Below are 23512 nucleotides of genomic sequence, written 5' to 3' on the forward strand. Positions count from 1 at the left end.
GAAGCGCCCGGAGCGGATGCGCCGCTATTCGGGCAGGAAGTAGGCGTTCAGCACACGGATCATCGGCTCGACGTCGGCGGCGCCGGCCATCTCCCGGCACGAGTGCATCGAAAGCATGGGCGAGCCGACGTCGACGGTGCGGATGCCGATGCGCGCGGCGGTGATCGGACCGATGGTGGAGCCGCAGCCGAGATCGCTGCGCGCAACGAAGTGCTGGTACGGCACGTCGCAGCGGCGGCACAGCGACGCGAACAGTGCCGCCGTGTCGGCCTCGGTAGCGTACGACTGGCTCGCATTGATCTTGATGACCGGTCCGCCGCCGATCATCGGCCGGTGCCCGCTCTCGTGGCGGTCGGCGTAGTTGGGATGCACGGCGTGCGCCATGTCGGCCGAGATCATCCAGGACTTGGCCAGTGCGCGGCTTCGCGCTTCGGGGTCGCCCTCGCTCGTCAGAATGGTGATGCGATCGAGGACGTCGAGGAGAAAGGGGCCGGCGGCTCCGTGCGCGCTGCGGCTGCCTACTTCCTCGTGATCGTAGAGCACGAGCACGCGCGTGAACGGTGACTCGCCGCTCTCGGCTGCCGACAGAAGGGCGGAGAGGCCGGCGTGGCACGATTCGAGGTTGTCCAGCCGTGCGGAGTGGATGAAGTCGCCGCCGACGCCGGCAATCGCCGCCGGCTGGAGGTCGTAGAACATGAGATCGAAGCCGAGCACGTCCTCCGCATCGACCGCTTCCTCGCCCTGCGCCTCCAGCTCCTCCGCCAGCAGCGCTCCCAGCTCGGTGCAGGTCTCCAGGCCCAGCACCGGGGGAAGATGGGTCTGCGCATTGAGCTTGAGCCCGTCGCTGTGCAACTCGCGCGAAAGATGGATGGCAAGGCTCGGCACGCGCGCGATGGGCCGGCGCATGTCCACGAGCACCGAGCGCGGCTCGTCGCCCGCGGCCAGGCTTACGCGTCCGGCCAGGCCCAGATCGCGATCCAGCCACGTGTGCAGCAGCACCCCGCCATAGGGCTCCACGGCCAGCTGGCGGTAGCCGTGCGAGCGCACGTCCGGGCGCGGCTTCAGCCGCAGGTTGGGCGAGTCGGTGTGCGAGCCGATGATGCGAAAGCCCGCATCGCACAGCTCGGCATGGCCGATCTCGAAAGCGATGATGCTGCCGCCGCGCGTGACGTAGCAGCGATCGCCCGCTTCCACGTCCCAGGCGTCCTGCTCGCGTACGCGCCGGTACCCAGCGTTCTCGAGCCTGCGCAGCGTTTCGGCGACCGCGTGGTATGGCGTGGGCGAAGCGTCGAGGAAGGAGAGGAGGTCGCGGACGATCTCGGCCATCGCCGGAGCATAGCGGGGAGGCTGGCAGGTGGCGAGGGTCGCGCGGTCCCGCTATGCCTCGCAAGCGGCCGGCGCAAGGAAGGCGGCGCAATGGGTCGAGCCGGCATCAGGCCGTGGCGAAGGAAGCAAGGTGACGCGAGTCCACGTACGAGAGCTGCAGCCGCACGATCATCCTGCGGCTTCGACGGTCCTGGCTGCCGCGCATCGCCGCGCGCAGACCGGCGCGCCGGTGATGCTCGGCCCCACCTTCTGCGACGCTTCCTCGTGCCGTCCGTTCGTGGAAGCAGCCATGAGCTCGCACAGGGTCACCGGCGCGGTGGCCGAGATCGACGGCCGCGTCTGCGGCTTCCTCATCGGAGAGAAGCTGCTCTTCGCTCCCGAGGACTTTGCCGCCATCTACGCCGAGCCGCGCTCGATCTCAGTGCCGCTGCACTGCCACGGCGTCGCCGACGGCGTGGACCCCGCGCCCGTCTACGAAGCGCTATACGGATTCCTCGGGCAGCGCTGGATCGACGACGGCTTCTTCGTCCACAACGTCTCGATCAGCTGCATGGATCGCGGCGTCCTCGATTCATGGGTGCATCTCGGCTTCGGCCGGAAGTCGGTGTGCGCGGTGCGCCCGACGACGCCTCTGGAGCCGCGGCCCGCCCCGGTGCCCGGGCTGTTCATCGACGAAGTGCGCGGCCACGACGAGGACGTGCTCGAAACGTTCCACCGGCGCCTGATGACGTTCCAGACCGGCGCGCCGATGTTCTGGCCCTACAACGGCGAGCCGGACGCGAAGGTGCGTGCGATGCGTGTGGATGCGCTGACGAGCGGGCAGGGGATCGCCTTCATCGCTCGCCGCGACGGCGAGCCGGTCGGATCGATGCTGTTCGTGCCGGCCGTATTCCTGTCGCCGCTGCTGGTGTGCGATCGCATGGTCTATCTGTGGGAGGCGTTCATGGACGCCGACGCACGCTCGGGCGGCGTCGGCTCGGTGCTGCTCGATCACGCGCTGGCCACGCTGCGCTCGCGTGGGATCGAGTGGTGCAGCCTGCACTTCGTCTCGGGCAATCCGCGCGGCGGACCGTTCTGGCAGAGCCGGGGCTTTCATCCGGTCGAAGCCACCATGCGCCGCCAGGTCGACGAGCGCGTGGCGTGGGCGAAGGGACCGCATTGATCGACGCGAGCAGCCGGCCGTGGCTGGCCAGAGCGCTCTCGCCGGCGCGTCTCGGTCCGCGCACGCTTCGCAACCGAATCATCAAGACCGCCACCTACGAGGGGATGACGCCCGGCGGCCTGCCGTCGCCGGCGCTGATCGAGCATCATCGCGAGCTCGCGCGCGGCGGCGTCGGCATGACCACCGTCGCCTACTGCGCCGTCTCGCCGCACGGGCGCACCTTCCCCGAGCAGATGTACATGCGCGAGGAGGCGGTGCCGTTGCTGGCGCGGCTGGTCGAGGCCGTGCACGAGCATGGCGCAGCCGCCTCGCTGCAGCTCGGCCACTGCGGCTTCTTCTCGCGCAACACCGAGCTGCCCAGGCGCACGTCGCTCGGCCCCTCGCCGATGCTGAACCAGTACGGACTGCTCTCGGGCGTTCCGTTCTCGCGCGCGATGACCCGCGCGGACATCGACAGCACCGCGCGCGAATTCGCCGATGCGGCCGAGCGTGCCGTCCGAGCCGGATTCGATGCGGTGGAGCTGCATTTCGGGCACGGCTACCTGCTCAGCCAGTTCCTCAGCCCCGCCACCAACCATCGCCGCGACGAGTACGGCGGCAGCCTGGCGGGCCGGCTGCGCTTTCCGCTGCTCGTCCTCGAGCGCGTGCGAGAGCGCGTCGGCGATCGCTGCGCAGTGATCGCGAAGACGAATCTGCGCGACGGCTTTCGCGGCGGCCTCGAGATCGACGAGGCCGTCGAGATCTGCGCGGCGCTGGCGCAAGGCGGCATCGATGCGATCGAGCTGACGGGCGGCTTCACCAGCCGGACGCCGTTCTACCTGTTTCGCGGAAAAGCGCCGCTGGCCGAGATGATTCAGGCCGAGAAGAGCCGCATGCAGCGCCTGGCGCTGAGGCTGTTCGGCAGGAAGGTCGTGCGTGAGTATCCGTTCGAGGAGATGTACTTCCTGGACATGGCGCGCCGGGTGCGCGCGGCCGTGAACGTGCCGCTGGTCCTGCTCGGCGGCATCGTGTCGGCGGCCAATCTGGAGAAGGCGATGGCCGACGGCTTCGACTTCGTGGCCATGGGCCGCGCGCTGATCGCCGATCCCGATCTCATCGCCCGCATCGAGGCCGGCACCGCCGAGCGCTCACGCTGCGTAGCGTGCAACAAGTGCGTGGCCGAGAGCGACCGCGGCGGCGTGCGCTGCGTGCTGTGACGAACGCGGATCGACTCTGCTGCCGGCGGCATCCATCGAGGCCAGGGCCGATCCCGCCCGCTAGAGCGTCTTGAGGTACTCGAGCACCGCCTTGCGCTCCTTGGCGCTGAGGTGATCGCCGAAGGGGTGGCCCTTGTTGGACTGGCTCCAGTACGTCGTGTCGTAGACGAACTTGGCCTCGTTCTCCGGAAGCGCGGCCTGCGGAACATCCACGCGTTCCCAGAACACGCCGATGGCGTCCTCGTCGAAGTCGCGGCTGTCGTAGCTCGTGCGCTTCCAGAACGTCGGGCGCGCCCCGCTGTTCAGCACCAGCTCGATCGTCGGCACCGAGCCGTTGTGCAGGAACGGAGCGGTGGCCCAGATGCCGTCCAGCGGCGGCGGCATGTAGCCGGGGAACGGATCGTTCGGCTCCAGCGGCGTGATCTGTCCGTAGAAGGACGCGTTGTACCAGTCGACCAGCTCGGGCGTGTGCACGACGCCCGCCTCGGCGACGACCGGATCGGTCTTCACCACGTCCAGCGGGATGAGCAGGTTCGGATACGTTTCCTCTTCCTCGTCGGCGTCGTAGGTGCCATGGCAGCCTGCGCAGTCGCGGTTGAAGATGAGACGGCCATCGTCTGCCAGGGCGCCGTCGATCTCGCGGGGATAGGCGGGCGCGCGGATCGACTCGATGAACGCGTTGATGTCCTTGAACATCTGATCCACTTCGAGCGCACGCGGAACGGTGTCCACGCATACCGAGGTTGCCGCCGACATCGTCCCCCGATGATCGCCGCGCGCCATGCCGTTGTAGAACAGCGCGCTCTTCTTGTGCACGCGCCACCACGGCGGCGGATCCGAGGTCACCTTCGGATCGGCGATGGGATTTCCCTCGTGGTCGCGCACGACGATGTCGAACAGCGGCGTTTCGCTCCAGGCCAGCGTGTCGCGGTCGTGGTGCGCCATCAGGATCACGGCCAGCATCTCGGCCGGATTCATGCCGACCGTGCGGACGATGGTCTGCGGCCCGACGATGGAGCCGCGCGCGAACAGCCGCCGGACCTGCTCCTTCTCGCCCTCGTTCAGCCCGAACATATCGAGCGTTGCATCGTCGGTGGGGACGCTGGTGCCGCCGCCGCCGCCGGCGCCCTCGGTGAAGTCGCGCGTGGAATTGCCCAGGCCGATGACGAGCTCGCCGTCGAACTCGGCGCCGTGGCAGAGCAGGCAGTTGGCGTTGACGACCTCGACGCCTTCGGGAGTGGTGAAGGCGGTCAGGAAGTAGGGCAGATCCTCGTTGTTGCCGGTGCGTCCCGGCACCGGAGGGTCGTTGACGTCGCCCGCAAACCCGGCGGCGATGAACGGCTGCAGCAGGTCGATGTCCCAGAGCTTGAACGGCACGCCGCACGTCATGATGTCGCCGGCCAGCAGGTTCTGCCGGCCCACGTCCGGATCACCGGCCTCCTGGGGAGCGGTCGGCAGGGTCTGTCCCTGAGCGGTCGCGCAGAAGTTGATGCCGCTGACGCCGCCGCCCTCGGTGCAGCAGGGCATGCAGTCGGCGAAGCGGGCCGCCTTGCACGCATCCGCCTCGTTGCGGCGCGTCAGCGAGGCCGTGCGGACGCACCCGCTGTCCTCGCCGCACAGATCGCGGGCGACCAGATAGTCGTTCTTGGCGACCTTGATGCAGGCGCGCTGCTGTCGGGCGCAGGCCTTGGCGCAGTCGTCGGCCACCGCGTCGCCGGCCGAAGTGATGGATGCGAGAGCGAACAGCGCCGCTCCCCCCAGGAACGTCCCCACGTTTAGGCGCATGGCCGCGGGTTTAACCGGTTCCGCGGCTTTAAGGAAAGTGAAAATCGCCGCCGCGCACGACCGGGGCCTTGAGCAATTGCGGGGCACGGTTAAGAAATGATCGGTCGCAGCCCGTCTGCGACCATGGATCGCAGCGAGAAGGGAGGTCGCTCGTCGTGCCGAAGCCGTTTGCCGACTTCATCTACACGGGAACCGTTCGCTATTTCTACAAGGAAGAGGTCGCGCGTCAGTTCATGGCCGACTGCGAGGCCCGGGGCTACGAGACCCAGCTCGTGGAGCTGCCCGGGGAGGACCTGCACTGGCGTGTCACGGTGATCGGAAAGAAGGGCACGCGGATCGCGGTCTGAGGCGGTCCGGCGGGCGAGCCACGACCCGCTGGCCTCTGGCTGCCGCCGCAAGCCGTCGCAGACCCGCCCGCTGCGCAGGAAACGCCGCCTCATAGGCGATAGGATCGGCCCGCATGGCTGTGCAGGGCAGCGGGGCGTTCGTCGGCCGCGATCTCGAGCTCGCGCAGCTCCGCCGTGGCTGGGCCGATGCCTGCGCCGGCCGCGGCCGGGTCTTCCTGCTGGTGGGCGAGGCCGGCATCGGAAAGACGCGCCTGGCCGACGAGTTCGCCGCCGAAGCCGCTGCCGGCGGCAGCGTGCGGACGGTCTGGGGGCGCTGCTGGGAGAGCGGCGGCGCGCCGCCGTACTGGCCATGGATCCAGATCCTGCGAGGGCTCGCGCGGGCCGGGGCGCCGGCGACGCCTGCCCTGGACGGCCGCGAGCCGTCCGCGCTCGGAGCCGCCCTTCCCGAGCAGGCCCGGTTCCAGCTCTTCGACGAGACATGTTCGTACCTGAGGTCCGCGGCGAGCCATACGCCGGCGCTCCTCGTTCTGGACGACCTCCACGCCGCCGACCTTCCCTCGCTGCTCCTGCTGCGCTTCCTGGCGCGCGAGCTTCGCGGTGCGCGTCTGCTCCTGCTCGGGACCTACCGCGAGCACGAAGCTTCGCAGGATCCTGCGGTTTCGCAGCTGCTCGGCGAGGTGATGCGCGAGGGAGAACGTCTGCGCCTGGGCGGCCTGACCCCGGCAGACATCGAGCGCTATCTGCAGCAGTCCGCAGGCGCAGCCGACAGCTCGGTGGCCGATGCCCTGCACGCTTTCACCGACGGCAACCCGCTCTTCGTCAGCGAGGCGGCCCGCCTGCTGGCCTCGCGCGCTGCGGGCGCGCCCACCGCTTCGCCGGTGCTCTCGCTTCCGCCCGAGCTGCGCTCGGTGGTCCGCGCGCGCGTTCACGCGCTCGGCGCCGCCGCCGTGCAGGTCCTGTCGAGCGCCGCCGTCATCGGCAGGGACTTCGACGCCACTACGCTCGAATGCGTGACGGCGGAGCTCGAGCCCGGCGCCGCCGTTGCGGACGTGCTCGAAGAGGCGCGCGGCGCCGGCCTGCTGCGTGCGACTGATGCGAGCGCCCGATCGTTCTCGTTCTCGCACGTCGTCGTGCGCGATACGCTCTACGCCGATATCGACCCCGCGCGCCGATGCCGGCTTCATCGCCTCGTCGGCGAGACGGTCGAGCACCTTGCCGGCGACGCCGCCGAGCTGCCGCTATCCACGCTGGCTCATCACTTCCTGCAGGGCGCGGCGGCCGGCAGCGCGTTGCTGGCCGTGGACTACGCGCGCCGCGCCGGCGATCGCGCCCAAACGCAGACGGCATACGAGGAGGCGGCCGGGCACTACGAGCGGGCCATCGAGGTGCTGCCGCTCTGCGACGTCGATGCCGTCGAGCGTGCGCGCCTGCGCTGCGAGCTTCTGCTGGGCCTTGGGGATGCGCAGTGGGGCATGGGCAACCTGCCCGCCATGCGGCAGACGTTCGAGATCGCCGCGCTGACCGCGCGTTCGCTGCCGCCGACGCTGCGCGCGCCGCTGCTGGCGCGCGCAGCGCTCGGGCTCGGCGGCCGCCAGCAGCGCTCGCACCTCGTCTTGGATCACGGCGTCGTGGCGCTGCTGGAAGAGGCGATCGCCGGGCTTGGCGAGCAGGAGCCTGCGCTGCGCGCGCGCCTGCTGGCCCGCCTCGCATACGCGCTGTATCTGGAGCCGAGATCGGTCGAGCGCCGGCGCGCGCTGTGCAACGAAGCGGTCGCGGTCGCGCGCGCGCAGGCCGACGCCGCGACGCTGCGCTGGGTGCTGAGCGATCAGCGCTGGGCGCTGTGGCGCCCCGACAACATCGAGGAGCGGCTCGAGATCGGCCGCGAGATGACGCGTCTGGCGGCCGCGCTGCAGGATCGTGAGATGGCAGTCAACGAATGCGCCTGGCGCTTCGTCGACCTGTTCGAGCTCGGCGACATCGTGGGCGTCGAGGCGGAGCTGGCCGCCTACCAGAAGGCGGCGCGAGAGCTGCGCCTGCCGTGGTACGACTGGTACGCCGCACGATTCGGCGCCCTGCTCGCGATCGTCCGCGGCAGCTTCGAAGAAGCCGAGCACCTGGCCGAGCAGGGCCTGCAGGCGGCGCAGCGGGTACAGCATCAGGACGCTGCCGTCGTCTATGGCACGCAGATCCTGTGCCTGCGATCGGAGCAGGGTCGCAGCAGCGAGCTCGAGCAGGTCATCACCGCCTTCGTCGGGCAGTATCCGGGCGTGCCGATCTGGCGTTACACGCTCGCTTCCATCTACGCGCTGCAGGGGCGCATCGCGCAGGCGCGCGACGAGCTGGAACGGGCCGCCGGCGGCCGCTTCGCCGACGTTCCCGACAGCTACCTTCGATTGCCGGCGCTTTCGTATCTGAGCGAGGCGTGCGCATTCCTCGGAGACGCCGAGCGCGCCGCCATTCTCTATCGCATGATGGTTCCATACGCCGGGCGCTGCATCATCGTCGGCTTCGGCGCGGCCTGGCGCGGCCTGGTCGACCGTCATCTGGCGCTGCTCGCGCTGACGACGGGCGACGTGCGGCTTGCACGGGAGCACGCCGGTGCGGCGCTGGCGATGGCGCAGCGGCTGCGCGCGCTCCCCGAAGAGGAGCGATGCCGCGCAGTGCTGGCCCGGCTCGAGGAGGCGCCCGGCGCCGTCACGCAGTCTTCACCTGCGGCAGCGGCGACGGCGGCTGCGCCGGCTGCCGCGCGCAGGGCCACGTTCCGTCACGGCGGCGACTTCTGGAGCATCGAGTTCAGCGGCAGGCCGGTGCAGCTCAAGGCGATCCGCGGCCTCGGCTACATCGCGTTTCTCCTGCGCCACCCGAATCGCGACTTCCTGGTTACCGACCTCGTGCATCTGACCGAAGGCGAGGACGCCGAGCTGGCGTTGCCCGACGAGGCGGATCGGCCCTTCCTGGGCGATGCGGGCGAGGTACTCGACGGCACGGCGACGGCGCAGTATCGGCGGCGCCTGTTCGAGCTGCGCGACGAGCTCGAAGACGCCGAGGAGGCGCACGACGCCGCGCGCGCCGGAAAGGTGCGCGAGGAGATGGCAGCTCTGGCCGGCGTTCTTGCGGGCGGGCTGGGCCTAGGCGGCCGCTCGCGCCACGCATCCTCGGCCGTCGAGCGCGCCAGGGTCAGTGTGACCAAACGCATCAGCGCGGCGCGGCGGCGCGTGGCCGAGAGCGACGAGGCGCTCGGTCGCTACCTTGCACGCACGATTCGCACGGGAACGTTCTGCTCCTACACGCCCGACCCGGACCAGCCGGTGCAATGGACGTTCTGAGCCGGGTCGCTGCCGCCCGGCCTTTCAGAAAAAAACGCTTTTCCCGGCGCGGCCGGTGATCCGTCCGCCCCTCCGTCACGTATTCCCTTCATCGGCAGCGGTGGTGCGAGCGCCGGCTTGGCCGACCCGTGCCCGCAAGGAAGCTCGGAAGGCCGCGCCCCCACTGCCGATACGGAGGGCGAGATTCACGCCGCGATTGCTGTTAGCACTCCGCTGGTGCGGAGTCGTCAGGCACCCGAAGACCCCGCCGCCAGGCTGCTGAGGGCGGTGGCCGAGCGCCGGGATGTGTCGGCGTTCAGCGATCTCTTCGACCGGTACGCGCCGCGCCTTCATCGTTATCTTCTCGCGTTCGCCAAAGAGCAGGGGCAGGCCGAGGAGCTCGTTCAGGAGATCATGCTGAGCATCTGGCTGCACGCGTCCTCCTATGACCCTTCGCGCGCATCGGTGGATGCGTGGGTCTTCCGCATCGCTCGCAACAGGCGCATCGACACGCTGCGCAGGGAGCGCCGGCCACGGCCCGAGCCGGTGCGGGCGCATGCATCGCAGCCGTCGGCCGAAAGCGAAGCGGCCGACGCCGAACGCAGCCTCGGCGTTCGCCGCGCCATCGCCGGTCTTCCCGAGCCGCAGGCCGAGATTCTGCGGCGGATGTATTTTCGCGATGAGTCCATTGCCGACATCGCGTCGGCGACCGGGTTGCCGGTCGGGACGATCAAGTCGCGCGTGCGTCTGGCGATGAACAGGCTGCGGGCCATGCTCGGCGGAGAGTCCCGATGACGGCGCCGCACTTTCACCCCGGCGACGATCTGCTGATGAGCTACGCCGCCGGCGCGCTGCCCGAGGCTCCGTCGGTCGTCATCGCTGCGCACGCCAGCCTGTGCGTGACGTGCTCGCAGGATCTGCAGCGTCTCGACGAAGTCGGTGGCGCGATGATGGCGCAGGCCGAGCCCGCCGCTCTGCCGGCTTCGGTCAAGCAGGGAGTGCTCGAGCGGCTGGCGAGGACGGCCGAACGCCAGCCGCGGGAGAGCCCTTATTCGCACGGCGTGCTGCCGCAGCCGGTCCGGGATTACGCCAGTGCCGACGCCGAAGCGCTTGCCTGGAGGAAGATGGCGCGCGGCGCGCAGGCGTTCGATCTGGCACCTCGATGGGATGGAAAGCCGCTTCGTCTGGTGCGGCTGCAGCACGGCTTCGTCATTCCACGCCACCGGCACACCGGGCGTGAGCTGACTCTCGTCGTCGCCGGCGAGCTGGTGGACGAAAGCGGAACCTACGGGCGCGGCGACGTCCGCGACTGCGACACCGAAGTCGAGCATCGTCCGCGCGTCACCAGCGCGCAGCCGTGCATCTGCCTGATCGCCAACAGCGGCCGCATCGTGCCGCGAAAGTGGCTTGCACGGCTGCTCGTGCGTCTGTCGGGCGCCTGAGGCGGCGACCGGCGCGGCCAAGGGAGGGAATACATGAGAGCGAATCATCGCATCGTCCGCGCCGGTTCCGTGGCGTTCGCTGCGCTCGTCGCGCTGTCACCGCAGGTCGCCGGTGCCGACCACACGAGATGCGGGCAGCCCGTCACCAGCGGAAGCGATCCCACCGCCTCCGACGCGCTCGCGGTTCTGCGTCGCGCCGTGGGAACGCTCGCGTGCGACCTCTGCGTCTGCGACGTCAATCAGTCCGGCAGCGTCACCGCCACGGACGCGCTCGCGACGCTCAAGAATGCGGTCGGTCAGGACGTCGATCTTTCGTGCGTCGTCTGCTCGGTGACCGAAACGATCGGCCCCAGCGGCGGCTCGATCACCTCGCACGATGGCCGCCTGACGATCGACTTCCCGCAGGGCGCGCTGATGACGCCGACCGAGATCACCATAGCCGGCCTTCCGCCCGCGGCCGTCAAGGGCGACTTCGAGCAGGCCGGCGTGCTCGGCTCCTACGACGTGCAGCCCGCCGGCCTCGTGCTCGATGAGCCGGCGCGCGCGACCTACCTCGTTCCCGAGCACGGATACACGTTGACGGATGATGGCATCACCTTCCACGCCATCGCCATTTTCGGCGTGGGGCTGGAAAGCGGCGAGGGCTCCGGCGCAGGCGTCGATCCCGAGGACGAGGTCGCTCCGATCGGCGATCTCGCGCTGGACTTCGACGCGCTGGCGGACCTCGTCACGATCAGCGGCGACATCGACTCGCTCGGTCCGCTCGGCATCCTGTTCAACGGCGGCGACGGCCTCACTGTCGAGCTCGAGGACTTTCCCGAGGACGACGACGTCGGCGGCGAGACGTTCGAGAGCCGCATCGTGGTGGAAGAGGCGATGGGCGCGTCCATCGCGAAGCCGATCGAGCTGCTGCTGCCCGACGACCCCGACGTGACGAGCAATCTGATGCTATCGGGCAACGTCGATTCCTTCATGCTCGAGAACACTGCCTGGATCGCGCCGCTGACGGGCAACTGCCTGGACGAAGACGATGTCGGCCTCCGGATCGGCGTGACCATCGCGGAGGAGGGCGTCAGGATCGGCGCTTTCGTCAGCGATCCGGTAACGGTGACGGTTTTCGTGCACACCTTCATCGAGTGCTTCGCGGACCAGATGGTGACGGTTCCCATCAACGCGCTCGGCATGGAGGGCATCCATCGTTTCCATGGACCGTTCGGGCCGAGCCCCGACGACGACAGGAAAGTGGTCATTGCCACGCTCAACGGCTTCGTCGTCGTCGACCTGGCCACCCACGAGATCGACTACCAGATCGACGACATGTTCCCGTCACCGTTCAATTTCGGCACGGTGCCGCTCGATGACGGGCAGGGACATCAGACGATGGCCAGCGCGGCGCCTCAGCGAGCGACGTCCACCGACTACTTCGCGATGAGCGGGTTCGGCCTCGACAGCGTCTTTCCCGGGATCTACACCGACATCGTACCCGGGCCGGACGGAGTCGACGGCGTCTCGCCATTCGCGCACGTGGTCGGCAATGGCCAGATCCTGCGCATGCAGTACGACGCGCTTTTCCAGACGTTCGCCATCGCGCAGATTCCGGTCGTGTCGTCCGAAGCGCTGCCGGCGGAGCCGTTCTCGCTGTTCACCTTCCCTGACGGCACGATCGCCATCGTCACCAACGGCGGCGGCGAGGCAGCGGGTGCGCTGTTGCTTCATGCGGGCACCGATCCGGACCAGGCCGCAACCAGCCTCGGCAACCTCGGCATCGATCCCCGCCGCATCCGCTGCGCGGCCTGCACCGATTCTTGGTACTGCGCGATGTCCAGCTTCGGATCGAGCGAGCTGCACGTGGCCGAGGTCGATACGACGAAGCTGACCGGCGAGATTCATGGGCCGGTAGCGACAGGAGATGGTCCGGTCGGCACGGCCATCGTCAGCAACGCCAAGGGCGACAGGTGCGCAGCGGTGACCGCCAACTTCAGCGGCAACAGCTACACGTGGTGCGAGATCACACTGAAAGGCCTGACCGGATGCAGCACCGTCGCGCTGCCGCAGGAGTGCGAGTCGCCAGGACACGTGATCCAGCTCGAAGACACCTCGATGCTGTTCTCGTGCAACCAATCGAAGTTCATCGTGAAGGTGAATCTGCCGCCGAGCTTCTGACGGCACGCGTGAGCTTTCGGTCAGCGGAATGAACAAAAAAACCCCGCGCTTCGGGTCGCCTGCACGCTGCGAGCCGAAGCGCGGGGTTTCATTCGTATCGACTATCGATCCAATGCCACCCGTGACCGACCGTCGAACCTCTTCCCCGTCTCTCCCCCGATGACCGTCCCCACGGTCCCACCAGGTCCCCACTCATCCTCCGCGCCTGCCCGCCCCCGTGCCTGCGCTTCCCCGCCGTCCGCCTCCCCGTGCCGCTACCATTCGGCGTCGCGCGAACGATGGCGGACAAGGAGCAAGGCCCGCGCCAAACCGACCTCGCGCCGAAGCTCGCGAAGTGCAGCGATTTTGCTCGCAGGGGTGATGGCGGGGCGTTCTCGAAACGGGACGAAGCGTCTCGATGACACGCCGCGCCTGTCCCGACATGAATCCGCAGCCACCCCGCCAGACGGGCTTCTGGAGCAGGCGTGCGTTGCGGCGGGCTCAGGGCCGCGGATCGTAGGGCCACTGTGCCGGGAGCTGCGGATCCCTCGAGCTATGTGACAATCGAGACGTGCGAGCGCCCACCCGCTACGGTGCCGGAACGCACTGCTGCGCTTCACATACAAATCCCTCCGGGCAGTCGTCCGGACCGTAATCGCACTCGCAGCAGTGGAAGCCGCAGCACTGGTCGAGCTGCTCATCCCCGTAGCAGTCGTGGTCGTCGAAGCACTCGTCTCCCGTGCTCGGCACCACGATCGTTGTCGTGCTGGTGGTCGTCGTTGTCGGGCACGCGATGGATGCGTCGCTGCCGACGGCCTGGCGAAGCACGGCCAGCGCATCGCTTGCGGTGATATGGCCGGAGGAATCGACGTCGCACCACATCGCCTCGCAGAACTGAAGCCCGACGGCTCGGCGCAGGACCAGCAGCGCGTCCGACGTCGTCACCGATCCGTCTCCGGTGGGATCGCCGCAAGTCGCGTTCTCGGGGGACTCACCGTTAAGACGCACGAGAGTCAGGCTGCCGAAGCCGCCGGCCACGATCTCGGGAACGAGATTTCCATCGACATCCGGAACCGTCGCGAGGCTTGCAGCAGGAAGAGGCGACGCCAGATCGTTGCGCGGATACGGCCCATACAGGCGCGTGCCGGCCACGCTGCCCTCTTCGTTCATGAGGAACAGACCGAGGGCGCCGCTGCTGCACGACATCAGCTCGCCGGTGCCGTTGAAATCGAAGTCGCCGAACGCGCCGATGCAGCCCAGCAGCGGCGCGCCGTCATCGTCAGGATTGAGTTCGCGTACGGCTTCGATGCGGCCCTCCGAGTCCAGGTCGAACGCGCGCAGCAGGACCGGAGGCGCGAAGTTCGTCCCGTCGCTGCCGGTCAGCACCAGCAACTCGCTGCCGCGAAGCAGCAGTCCGGAGCCGAAGGCGCTGCGCTTCTGCGGTACGAAACCGCTGTCGTCGTCGCCGAGCCGCCGTGCTCGCGAAACGGTCAGATCGTCGTCGAGGAAGACGATCCAGACATTGCCGGCATTGATCTTTGGCCAATCGTTGCCCGGTGCGCTGACGGCCACCTCGGTCCTCCCATCGCCGTCGAGATCGCCGGCCGGAGCCACTGCCCGACCCAATCCGTCGCCTGCCGCGATCGTCCCGGCAAGGCCCAGTGCCGCAACATCAAGCTTACGGGATCGGTCCGCCTTTCCCTGCTCGGTCAGTGTAATGATCCACGCCGCGCCGCCCCCGCCCACGCTGGTGTCGTCGCCGGGTGCGCCGACGATGAGGTCGCCGACGCCGTCCTCGTCGACATCGCCGAGCGATGCGACGGACGTGCCGAAGCCGTCGCCGTCCGAAAGACCCTCGATGCTCGCAGCGCTGATCTTGGCCGCACCGGCGATGCTGCCTGAGTCATCGAGGAAGAGAATGTACACCGCGCCGCGGTCGCTCCCGCCGTCATCGTCACCGGGCGCCCCGACGGCCAGATCCGCCCTGCCGTTGCCGTCGATGTCGCCGATGTTCGCTACCGCGTGCCCGAAGCCGTCGCCTGCCTCGATCTGGCCGCTGACGACCTCGTTGATCATCGATGTGACACCGACCACTCGCGGCGGCTTTGCGTGAACCGGCGCCGTGAAGAACCCGGCGAGCATCGTCGCAGCCACTGTCGCAGTGGTAAGAGAACTGCTTCGGTGGCGAAGGCAGGAGATCGTGATCATGGCTCCCTCCGTGCTGTCGGCGTATTGTGCCTGCCTTCATACAGCGGCCTGTCTTCGCCATGCAATGGACGAGAAGCCCGTGCCGCTCCAGCCTGAACACGCACCTGGGCACGCTGATCGAAATAAGGTCCGTTGCCAGGCCGGGCTACAGCATGGTACGGTCCGGCGTCCCGACGCGATACGGCTGGAAGCCGCCGGCAACTCGGGTCGTCGATCCGTGCGGCGCTGCCGTTCGCAATTGCGCGTATGACAGCCTGGGGAAAGACGGAGGGATCGATATGAACCGCCGCAACATGTGGACGGACATCGTCATCTCCAGCCTCCGACGCCTCGTCGACGCGTCACTGCTGCTAACGTGTGCGGCTCTACCATTGCCACTGTCTACAGCGGAATCCGCGGTCGTTCCGACCAGCGACGAAATCGTGCTCGGCATGGGCCGCCATTCCCCAGCGGTGGTCCGAGCGGGCGACCGTTTCGCCGTCGTTCATGAGCAGGGCGCGGAGCTGCCCAGCCGTATTCTCCTGCGGTACCTCGAGCCTCGGGAGGCTTCGGCCTCGGACCCCATCGAGATCGCCGCCGCCGGCATGTTTCCGCAAGTGGCTGCGTTTCCCGACGGATCGCTGGTGGTCGTCTGGGCCCATGAGAATCTCTGGTATGCGCGGCTCGTCGATGCGGCCGGAGAGCCGTCTACGGAGGCGCTTCCTTTGGAGGGGCTTGCCGGCATCGTTCAAATCGACGCCGGCAGCCAGGGGAACTGGGTGCTGGTCTCCAACGGTACGGGTCTGCGCTTCAATGGTGCGACGCAGATCTCCAAAGAGCCCTTCGTCATAGGGAACCCGGCGCTCGACATGAGGCTGGCGGTGCTGCCGAACGACTCCTTCTTCGTCACATGGACAGAACAGTACAGCGATCCCGAGTGCGAGGAGGACCCACCGCACTGCAACTTCGATCTGTCGCAGACGTATCTGTATGGCCGCGCTTTCGACTCCGATGCCGTTGCCGCCGGCGAAGCAACCTACGTCGCTTTGGATTTCCACGATGACGAGCAGGGCAAGAACGGGCACGCGGTGGCAGAGAACCAGACTGAAGGCTTCCTCGCCGCCTGGCTTGATTACATCGAGTCGGACTACGAGCCGCCCGGATATCTGGCGTTGAGGAGGCTCGATGAGGAGGGAGCGCCGATCGCTGCCACGCGAGTGCTCGCGGAGGTCGAGCGGGATGCTACCGGTCTTCACGTCGCAATGGCATCGGATCAGGTGGTGATCGCGACTTCGCAAGATGTCCCGCCGAACAACGCCGACATCGAAATCTACACGACGCCCCTCGAGTCAGGCCCCGTCGAAAAGCTCTCGCTACCCTCGCCCGCGAAGCACGACTTTGTCAGCGGCCTCGCCTCCGGTCCCGATGGCTCGCTTCTTGTCGTATGGAAGCGTACGTCCGACCAGTCGCCGGTCCACGAAATCGTTGCCCGTCCGTTCTTCGCTTCATCCGCGATCGTCTGCGGCGACGCTGACCACAACTCGACGCTCAAGGCCGCAGACGCATTGCGGGCGTTGCACGCGGCGGTCGGCATCGGCTACTGCGCCGCGCCGGTATGTGATGTCAACGGCGATGGCGACGTCCTGGCATCCGACGCAGCTCTCATCCTGGCCACGGCAGTGGGCATCGCCACGATGCTGGACTGTCCCGCAACCGGCTCGGACATTCCGCCGCCATTCGATCCTCCCCACTGGTGACAGGTCGAAGCTGATGCGGACGGCTCTACAGACTTTAGGGTCGGTACGTTCGGATCGCAGTGTGATACTTGGATCACGGCACCGCCACGACGGCGCCGCCAGGAGGTTTTGGAAATGTCGACCAGGCTTCTGCTGATCATCTCCGTCTGCTCCTTCTTCCTCACTGCAACGCCATCGGCTCGCGCAGCCGACGCGAGCTCGCTATGCCAGGCCGCAAAGCTGCGGGCGGCAGCCAAGCACTCGGCCTGCCTTCTCAGGGCCGAGGCTCGCGCGGTGCTGACCGGTCACGTGGTCAACACGGCCCGATGCGCCGCCAAGTTCACGGAAGCATGCGCACTGGCCGAGACGACGTACGCACAGGCCTGTCCCACCCTCGGCGATTGCGCGGAGTACCAAAGCGCAGCGTCGTGCGCCGCCGACAGCCTGCCGCCCACGACCGCCTCGACGACTACGACGACCACGCTCGTGCCGCCGGACGGCGAGTGCCCAACGGACGGCTCGCATGGCTCGTGTCTGACCTATGATCAACATCCCGCGTGTCAGGGTTGCTGCAATCAGGTTGCGGGCGATGCCTGCGAGACGCCTTGCAAGGAGGCGCTGGAGAGCGGGGCGTGCGGGAACACCACCATGAATGCGCAGTGTGCGGCGGCGATCAATGCCGGGGGGTGTGCGGTGGCGTGTGATTGCTACTGACGAAGGGCGCACGGTGCGGTGCGGGTCAGGGTAATGGGTCGTAGCGGATATCGACGACCTCGAGCTGCTCCGGGCCTTTGGGCGTCTGCAGCGTGACGACGTCGCCGACGCTCGCCTTCATCAGCGCCTTGGCAATGGGCGACATCCAGGAGACGCGGCCGCGCGCGGGATCGAGCTCGTCGACGCCGACGATGCTGACCGTGCGCTCGTTGCCGTCCTCGTCGGCGACCGTGACGGTGGCGCCGAAAAAGACCTGGTCGTGGGCGCGCCCGGTGTTGTCGACGACCTCGGCGCGGTCGAGGCGCTTGGACAGGAAACGGATGCGCCGGTCGATCTCGCGCAGCTTGCGCTTGCCGTAGATGTAGTCGCCGTTCTCGGAGCGGTCACCGTTGCTGGCGGCCCAGGCGATGGTCTCGACGAGCTTCGGCCGGTCCACTTCCCATAAACGGGCGAGCTCGGCGTTCAGGCGCTGGTAGCCGGCCGGCGTGATGTAGTTCTTGATGCCGCCCGGCTCGTGCGCTTCTTCGGCCGCGTCGAGGTCGTCGTCGCCGTCGCTTTCTTTCGTGAACGCCTTGCTCATGCGCTGCTGCCGCCAGGGCGGGTACCGCTATCGCGCCCGTCGTCGCGAGGCGTCTGCCGCAGGCCCACAGTCACGGCTCCGATCGCAAGAGTAGCGGGGAAGGAGAGGGCAGGATAGCTTCGGCCATCCTCATCGGGGGTCCTTCCATGACGCTGTCGTTCGATCTGTTCTGGTCCTTTCGCAGCCCGTATTCCTACCTGGCCACCAGCCGCCTGGTAGCCATCGAGCGTGAGTACGATGTCGACATCCGTGTACGGCCGGTTCTGCCGCTGGCCGTGCGGGTGGAGGGGTTCTTCGACAAGGTCAATCCGCTCTGGCCGCTCTACCTGATGCGCGACACCATGCGCATCGCCGAATACCTGGGCCTTCCCTTCGGCTGGCCGCGGCCCGACCCCATCGTGCAGGACTTCGCGTCGGGCAAGGTCGCCGCCGAGCAGCCCTACATCTACCGGCTGACGCGGCTCGGCGTCGAGGCGACCACGCGCGGGCGAGGGCTGGCGTTCCTGGATCAGGTCTCGCGGCTGATCTGGGGAGGTGAAGTCATCGGCTGGCACGAAGGCGATCACCTTGCGCAGGCGGCGGCGCGCGCCGACCTCGACCTTGCCGACATGGACGCAGCGATCGCTGCCGGTCCGGGTGCGCGCGACGCGATCATCGAGGCCAATCAGCAGGCGCTGACCGAGGCCGGCCATTGGGGCGTGCCCACCATGGTCTTCAACGGCGAGCCATTCTTCGGCCAGGACCGCCTCGACCTGCTGCTATGGCGCCTGCAGCAGCACGGGCTGCGCAAGCGGAGCTAGTCCGGTTGCCTCCCGTGCGGCGTAGGAAGCGCCGAGAACGGAAAGGCAGGAGCAGCTCGCGGCGCTACTCGCGCACGGTGCGATAGATCCGCCCCGCCAGCTGCCGCGCCCGCAACATCGGACGCAGCCGCCGCATGAGCGTGCGCAGCATCACCGAGCGGCGCCGGTAGGCGTACGGCCAGCGGCTGGTCTCCTGCCAACCCGCGGCGTGCAGCAGCTCGTTGTAGCGACGGAACAGGATCGCGGCGTCGCCGAGCGCCTCCATGCTCAGGCGCGCGAAGTAGCGCGTCGGACGCTCGGGGCGGCGCGGGTCGAAGCCGCTGAAGCGGACGAAGCGGCATGGCCGCCCGTCCACGGTGATGGCGTCGCCGTCGGTGCGGACCGTGCGATCGGGCAGGTTCCAGTGCGCGACGTTGAAGCCCGGATCGCGCACCATCGCCACGCCCTCGAAGAACGACGGCACCAGATCGAGCCAGCGCTGCTCGAAGTGGATGCCCGAAGGCACGTCGTGGCGGCAGTGCTCGCAAAGGCGATCCTGCCACCACAGCAGGAAGCGGCGCGCTTCGGCCGACTCCGATATGCCGAGGAAGCCCACGTTGAAGACGCCCGACTGCAGGATCACCGCCTCGCGCTCGAGCTGGTCGTCGCTCGCCAGAGGCTCGAGCAGGTGCGGCGTCAGGACGATGCAGTGCTCGCGCAGCAGCTCCAGCTCCGGCGTTAGGTCGCCGGTGACCAGGCTCTCCTGCTTGAAGAAGGCGACACGGGAGAAGCCGCGATCGAGCAGATGCGCAAGCAGATACGGCGTGCAGGCGTAGGTCAGCTCCTGCTGCGAGTAGCGCCGCACGAAGCCGGCAAGCGCGGGGAGCTGCAGCTCCCGCAGCCGGATGAGCGCGAACGGTTCGGCTGCCGGATCGAAGTAGCCGTCGACCTCGTCAGCCAGCGCCACGAAAAACGGAACGTCGGGGTGCTGGCGGCGAAACGAGTCCGCCAGCACGCGCGCCAGCGACAGCGAGCTCTTGCTGACGATGGTGGCGGCGGCCGCGTCGGATCGCGTCGGGCCATGGTCCTTTGCCGCGCTCGTCATGACGCTCACGGCCGCCCGCCGCGGCGTCGCATCAGCGAGGCGGCCGCGCGTACCCCCGCTTCGACGATGCGCCGCGGTCTGCTGTCGTACGCGTACGGCCACGACATCGCTTCGTCGTAACCGGCAGCCACGAGCATCTGGCCGTAGCGGCGGAACAGCTCGGCCGCCGGGCCGAGCTGCGACATGTCGAGGCGGGGCGAGTAGCGCGTGACGCGGCCGGAGCGCCCAGGCTCGAAGCCGCTGAAGTGGAAGAACAGGCAAGGCCTGCCGTCCACCAGAACCTCGCCGCCCTCGACGCGCAGCGAACGCTCGGGAAGGTTCCAGTGCGCCACGTTGCAGGCAGGGTCGCGCAAGATCGAGACGCCATTGAAGAACACCGGCGCCAGATCGAGCCAGCGCTGATCGTAGTAGATGCCTTCGGCCACGTCGTGACGGCAATGGCGCTCCACGCGCCGTTGCCACCAGTGCAGGAAAGCGCGCGCCGACGGTGTCTCGGTGACGCCGACGAAACCGGCGTTGAGCGTGCCCGCCTGGAGGATGACCAGCTCGCGCGCGAAGCGGTCGGCGCCAGCCAGCGGTTCGAGCAGGTGCGGCGTCAGCGTGACGGCATGACGAGCGACATGATCGAACAGGCGCGCGAGACTGCTCAGCACGAGCACGTCCGGATCCAGGAAGATCGCAGCGGGCGCGCCGCGGCTGCCGGCCAGATCGAGCGCGTGCTCGAGAAGGAACGGCTTGGCGGCGGCGGCGATCTGCTTGCGCGAATAGCGGCGGCGAAAGGCGGCGAGGTCCGGTATTGCCAGCTGCTCGAGCGCGATGATCGAGAACGGCTCGGTTGCAGGGTCGAAGCGGCCCTCGATTTCGTCGGTGAGCAGCGCCTGCAGCCGCAGCTCGGGATGATGGCGCGCCAGCGATCCCGCGAGCACGCGCGCTCGCGGGACGTAGTTCTTCGCGATCGCCGTGACGAGGACGGGTGCGGGCACGGGCTCAGGCGCCCGGCCGCTGCACGGGCTCGACGCTGGCTGCCGGCACCCACGCATCGCGGCCGTCGGCCAACGTGACGCGCACCCAGTCGCTGCGGCGTTCGTCCACGCGCACCTCGGTGCCGGCCGGCAGCGGCTCGGCGAAACGTGCCGGCGCGTTGCGCGAGTCGGAGGCGCGAGCGAGGACGTCGTCGGCCACGATCACGGCTGCATCGTCGCCTTCCTGGCGCGTGACGGTGGACGCGAAAAGGACCACCCACAGCAGCAGCGCAGGCACGGAGAACGCACGCAGCATCGCGCTCTGCATGGCCGTGCCGGCGCCGAGAAGGGCCGCGCCGAGAAGGAAGGCGATGGCGGCCGCGCCGGCGCGCTCGCCCGGCGACAGGGTGCGGTTCCAGGCGAAGAAGCTGTCGAAGATGCCGCCGGCTTCCGGGCGCGGCACCCACGACGGAAGCAGCGTGCGTGCGTGCTGGAGATTCTGCGACGCGCGGCGATGGTCCGGATCGAGCGCGAGCGCGCGCCGGTAGGCGAGGATCGCGGTGCCGAGGCTCTCGGCCTGCAGCGCAGCAGTGCCGATGTTGGCGTGGAGATCGGCGCTGACGGCGCCGCCCTGTGCCGCCGCACTGAACAGCCGCTCGGCGCGAGTGAACGCCGCGCGCCGCTGATCGCGATCGGCGATGTCCTGCGCGGCATCGTAGGCGGCGATGGCCTGAGCCAGGACGTCCGTGGATGCGGCTGTCGCACCGGTTTCGGGCTGTGCCGACCGCGAGGCAGCAGGCAGAGCCATGCACGCCGCCAGCGTCAGGCCGAGCGCGGCCGTGAGCATGACCCCTCGCCGCAGTCGCACCGTCCGCAAGCCGTCGCCCGCCGTCGCAGCGGCGCGCACGACGTCCGGCGCTGCTGCACCGCCGCCCCCATGCCGCGTGTCGTTCGGTACGAGGCTCCTCATGGCTTCACCATCTGGTCGGCAGCTGCAACGGCGCGCGAGCGCAGGTCGCCCGGAACGGGTGCCGAGCCGCCGCCAGGCGCGAACACGATCTCGTCGCAGCTTCGCAGGACGGCGTCGAGATCGGCGGGGCGCGCGGCGGGATTGGCGGCGGCCATGCGGCGCAGGGCATCCCCCACCTCGCGCGCCGTGGCAGCATCGGCCACGTGCGAGCGCTCCGTGCGCAGCAGCCTGGCGAGCCGCGCCTGCTCGGGATCGATCTGACGGCGGCGATGCACGAGCAGGCCAATGAGCAGCGCGAGCAGCCCCAGCGCATAGGCGATCCACCTGACCGCGGGCGCGGCAAGCGCCGACGTCGATGCGGCCGTAAGCCGCGAACGATCGGTTTCGATGGACAAGTCGGCACCGGTCAGCGTGAACGTGCGCCGCTCCTTCGTCTCCTCCTCGGCCTTCTCGTCGGCCGCCGGCTGATCCTCCTCCTGCGGCTCGGCCTGCGGCGCCGCGCTGACGACATCTCCGGCGCCGACGACCTCGGCCGCGCGAACGGACAGGGCGATCGGCTGCGATCGAGTCGTCTGATAGCTCGCTGTCTTCGGATCGAACCACGAATACTCGATGGCCGGGATCTCGCGCACGCTGGGGTCCACAACGCGCACGGTGGCTTCGAACTTCTTGGCGCCCTCTTCGAGCACGCCGCTGAGCGTGCTGTCGGGCACGCGGAACTGCTTGGGCGACAGGCCCGCCGACGAAAGCGGCGGCAGCGCCGCCGATTCGAGCGAGCCCGCGCCGCGAAGCGTCAGCGTCAGCTTCACCGGATCGCCCGCCTGCAAGACGGTGCGATCGGCGCTGACGTCGAGCGTGAAGCCCTCGCCGATGGCGCCGGCAAAGCTCGGCGGTCTTCCGGCAGCGGGGACCTGCTCGATGACGAGGGTGCGGGCGTCGGCGGTGACGCGCAGCTTGCGCGTCTGCGTGGGAACGCGCGAGCCGAAGAAATCGCGGCGCCAGCCGGTGGCCTCGTCCACCAGCAGCGTGGCCGCAGGCAGCGCGAAGGTGCCGGCGACGACCGGGATCATCGTGCGCGTGACGCTGCGGATCACCCACTGCTTGCCGCCTTCGTTGACCTGACGGACGTCCGCGGGAAAGTCGACGGCGCCGCCCGCGGTATTGACGTTGAGCACGATGCGCGAAGGCGGCCGCTCGGTGTCGATGAACTGGAACTCATTGGTCCGCTCGAACAGCGGCACGTGCATCGTCTGGTTGAAGAGGCGCTCGGCCAGGCCGCTCTCGGTCCACCACTCCACCGTCACCGGAACGCGCTCGCCGACGAAGATACGCTCCTGCGGAATGACCAGCCGGAAGCGCTGCCCCTGCGCCTCCGGCACCTCGCCGACGGTGACTGCCAGAGTCTTGGTCTCGGCCGACTTCGTGCCCTGCGTCAGGCGTACGGGCCCGATCGTGTAGCGACCCGGAGCATCGGCGGTGAAGCGGAAGACGAAGGCGTAGCGCACGTCCTTGCGCTGCGTCACCTGGCCATTGATGATCTGCATGAAGCTCGAGATCTGCGGCCGCGCCTGCACGAACTCGAGCTTCCCGGCCGCCGGCGGATCCACCTGCACCTCCGGCTGCGGCTCCTCATCGAACCCGTCGGCCACAACCTGCAGATCGATCGGCGCCTGAACGTAGTAAGGCCCCTGCGTAACCTGGATCACCGCCGTCTGCGCCAGCGCCTCGGCAGCAAGCGAAACAAGCGCGAACGCAACAATGGCGGCGCGCAAAG

General features: G+C 68.6%; 18 protein-coding genes. 10 read left to right on the forward strand and 8 right to left on the reverse strand.

The genetic code is table 11. The annotated features are described in order from the left end of the window. Positions 1-24: 24 nt before the first annotated feature. Positions 25-1326, reverse strand: a complete 1302-nt coding sequence (locus tag VEC57_10065; protein ID HYB99460.1) for a M18 family aminopeptidase — start codon at positions 1324-1326, stop codon at positions 25-27. Positions 1327-1456: 130 nt separating this feature from the next. Between VEC57_10065 and VEC57_10070 the strand changes: the two genes are divergently transcribed. Continuing rightward, on the forward strand, positions 1457-2488 hold the full coding sequence (locus VEC57_10070) for a GNAT family N-acetyltransferase (protein HYB99461.1): 1032 nt from the start codon (positions 1457-1459) through the stop codon (positions 2486-2488). Next, positions 2467-3684 carry an NADH:flavin oxidoreductase gene (locus tag VEC57_10075; GenBank protein HYB99462.1) on the forward strand — a complete coding sequence of 406 codons (1218 nt, stop codon included), beginning with the start codon at positions 2467-2469 and terminating at the stop codon, positions 3682-3684. Before VEC57_10070 ends, VEC57_10075 begins: the two co-directional genes overlap by 22 nt. A 60-nt stretch (positions 3685-3744) precedes the next feature. Here VEC57_10075 and VEC57_10080 read toward each other — a convergent pair whose 3' ends face one another. Then, positions 3745-5457 carry a hypothetical protein gene (locus VEC57_10080; protein ID HYB99463.1) on the reverse strand — a complete coding sequence of 571 codons (1713 nt, stop codon included), beginning with the start codon at positions 5455-5457 and terminating at the stop codon, positions 3745-3747. Between the two features lie 167 nt (positions 5458-5624). Between VEC57_10080 and VEC57_10085 the strand changes: the two genes are divergently transcribed. The 5 genes from VEC57_10085 to VEC57_10105 all read left to right on the forward strand — a co-directional run bounded on the left by VEC57_10085 (position 5625) and on the right by VEC57_10105 (position 12726). Beyond that, positions 5625-5816 (forward strand): hypothetical protein, encoded by a 192-nt coding sequence (locus VEC57_10085; protein ID HYB99464.1) that lies wholly within the window; start codon positions 5625-5627, stop codon positions 5814-5816. Between the two features lie 113 nt (positions 5817-5929). Then, positions 5930-9142 (forward strand): AAA family ATPase, encoded by a 3213-nt coding sequence (locus tag VEC57_10090; GenBank protein ID HYB99465.1) that lies wholly within the window; start codon positions 5930-5932, stop codon positions 9140-9142. A gap of 216 nt (positions 9143-9358) precedes the next feature. Continuing rightward, positions 9359-9916, forward strand: coding sequence for a sigma-70 family RNA polymerase sigma factor (locus VEC57_10095; protein ID HYB99466.1), 558 nt, complete (start codon positions 9359-9361; stop codon positions 9914-9916). Beyond that, positions 9913-10563 carry a ChrR family anti-sigma-E factor gene (locus VEC57_10100; protein HYB99467.1) on the forward strand — a complete coding sequence of 217 codons (651 nt, stop codon included), beginning with the start codon at positions 9913-9915 and terminating at the stop codon, positions 10561-10563. The genes VEC57_10095 and VEC57_10100 overlap by 4 nt, the downstream gene beginning before the upstream one ends. A 33-nt stretch (positions 10564-10596) precedes the next feature. After that, positions 10597-12726: a hypothetical protein gene (locus tag VEC57_10105; protein HYB99468.1), complete on the forward strand. Its 2130-nt coding sequence runs from the start codon at positions 10597-10599 to the stop codon at positions 12724-12726. Between the two features lie 567 nt (positions 12727-13293). Here the strand turns inward: VEC57_10105 and VEC57_10110 are convergent. Then, positions 13294-14913, reverse strand: coding sequence for a hypothetical protein (locus VEC57_10110; protein HYB99469.1), 1620 nt, complete (start codon positions 14911-14913; stop codon positions 13294-13296). Positions 14914-15191: 278 nt separating this feature from the next. Between VEC57_10110 and VEC57_10115 the strand changes: the two genes are divergently transcribed. Then, positions 15192-16649, forward strand: coding sequence for a hypothetical protein (locus VEC57_10115; GenBank protein HYB99470.1), 1458 nt, complete (start codon positions 15192-15194; stop codon positions 16647-16649). Between the two features lie 114 nt (positions 16650-16763). Continuing rightward, positions 16764-17342, forward strand: coding sequence for a hypothetical protein (locus VEC57_10120; protein HYB99471.1), 579 nt, complete (start codon positions 16764-16766; stop codon positions 17340-17342). 25 nt (positions 17343-17367) lie between these two features. Here VEC57_10120 and greB read toward each other — a convergent pair whose 3' ends face one another. Further along, positions 17368-17922, reverse strand: coding sequence for a transcription elongation factor GreB (gene greB / locus VEC57_10125; GenBank protein ID HYB99472.1), 555 nt, complete (start codon positions 17920-17922; stop codon positions 17368-17370). A 146-nt stretch (positions 17923-18068) separates the two neighbouring features. Between greB and VEC57_10130 the strand changes: the two genes are divergently transcribed. Then, positions 18069-18722, forward strand: a complete 654-nt coding sequence (locus VEC57_10130) for a DsbA family protein (protein ID HYB99473.1) — start codon at positions 18069-18071, stop codon at positions 18720-18722. Positions 18723-18786: 64 nt separating this feature from the next. On the opposite strand, the gene VEC57_10135 is transcribed toward VEC57_10130, so the two are convergent. Genes VEC57_10135 through VEC57_10150 form a run of 4 tightly spaced genes read right to left on the reverse strand, consistent with a single transcriptional unit; the run spans position 18787 to position 23510 of the window. Next, a complete protein-coding gene (locus VEC57_10135) occupies positions 18787-19815 on the reverse strand; it encodes a hypothetical protein (protein ID HYB99474.1) in 1029 nt (342 codons plus the stop codon). Then, complete coding sequence (locus VEC57_10140) at positions 19812-20789, reverse strand: hypothetical protein (GenBank protein ID HYB99475.1); 978 nt, start codon at positions 20787-20789, stop codon at positions 19812-19814. Before VEC57_10140 ends, VEC57_10135 begins: the two co-directional genes overlap by 4 nt. A gap of 4 nt (positions 20790-20793) precedes the next feature. Beyond that, positions 20794-21738 carry a hypothetical protein gene (locus VEC57_10145; protein HYB99476.1) on the reverse strand — a complete coding sequence of 315 codons (945 nt, stop codon included), beginning with the start codon at positions 21736-21738 and terminating at the stop codon, positions 20794-20796. Then, positions 21735-23510 (reverse strand): BatD family protein, encoded by a 1776-nt coding sequence (locus VEC57_10150; protein HYB99477.1) that lies wholly within the window; start codon positions 23508-23510, stop codon positions 21735-21737. Before VEC57_10150 ends, VEC57_10145 begins: the two co-directional genes overlap by 4 nt. Positions 23511-23512: the final 2 nt, after the last annotated feature.

This window comes from Candidatus Limnocylindrales bacterium, from assembly GCA_035626395.1.
Taxonomy (GTDB): domain Bacteria; phylum Desulfobacterota; class Binatia; order UBA1149; family CAITLU01; genus DASPNH01.

Bases quoted from the DNA above. Each gene is read 5' to 3' on its own strand.
- VEC57_10065 (HYB99460.1), bottom strand. From the start codon at position 1,326: ATGGCCGAGATCGTCCGCGACCTCCTCTCCTTCCTCGACGCTTCGCCC.
- VEC57_10090 (HYB99465.1), top strand. From the start codon at position 5,930: ATGGCTGTGCAGGGCAGCGGGGCGTTCGTCGGCCGCGATCTCGAGCTC.
- VEC57_10100 (HYB99467.1), top strand. From the start codon at position 9,913: ATGACGGCGCCGCACTTTCACCCCGGCGACGATCTGCTGATGAGCTAC.
- VEC57_10105 (HYB99468.1), top strand. From the start codon at position 10,597: ATGAGAGCGAATCATCGCATCGTCCGCGCCGGTTCCGTGGCGTTCGCT.
- VEC57_10110 (HYB99469.1), bottom strand. From the start codon at position 14,913: ATGATCACGATCTCCTGCCTTCGCCACCGAAGCAGTTCTCTTACCACT.
- VEC57_10115 (HYB99470.1), top strand. From the start codon at position 15,192: ATGAACCGCCGCAACATGTGGACGGACATCGTCATCTCCAGCCTCCGA.
- VEC57_10120 (HYB99471.1), top strand. From the start codon at position 16,764: ATGTCGACCAGGCTTCTGCTGATCATCTCCGTCTGCTCCTTCTTCCTC.
- greB (HYB99472.1), bottom strand. From the start codon at position 17,922: ATGAGCAAGGCGTTCACGAAAGAAAGCGACGGCGACGACGACCTCGAC.
- VEC57_10130 (HYB99473.1), top strand. From the start codon at position 18,069: ATGACGCTGTCGTTCGATCTGTTCTGGTCCTTTCGCAGCCCGTATTCC.
- VEC57_10145 (HYB99476.1), bottom strand. From the start codon at position 21,738: ATGAGGAGCCTCGTACCGAACGACACGCGGCATGGGGGCGGCGGTGCA.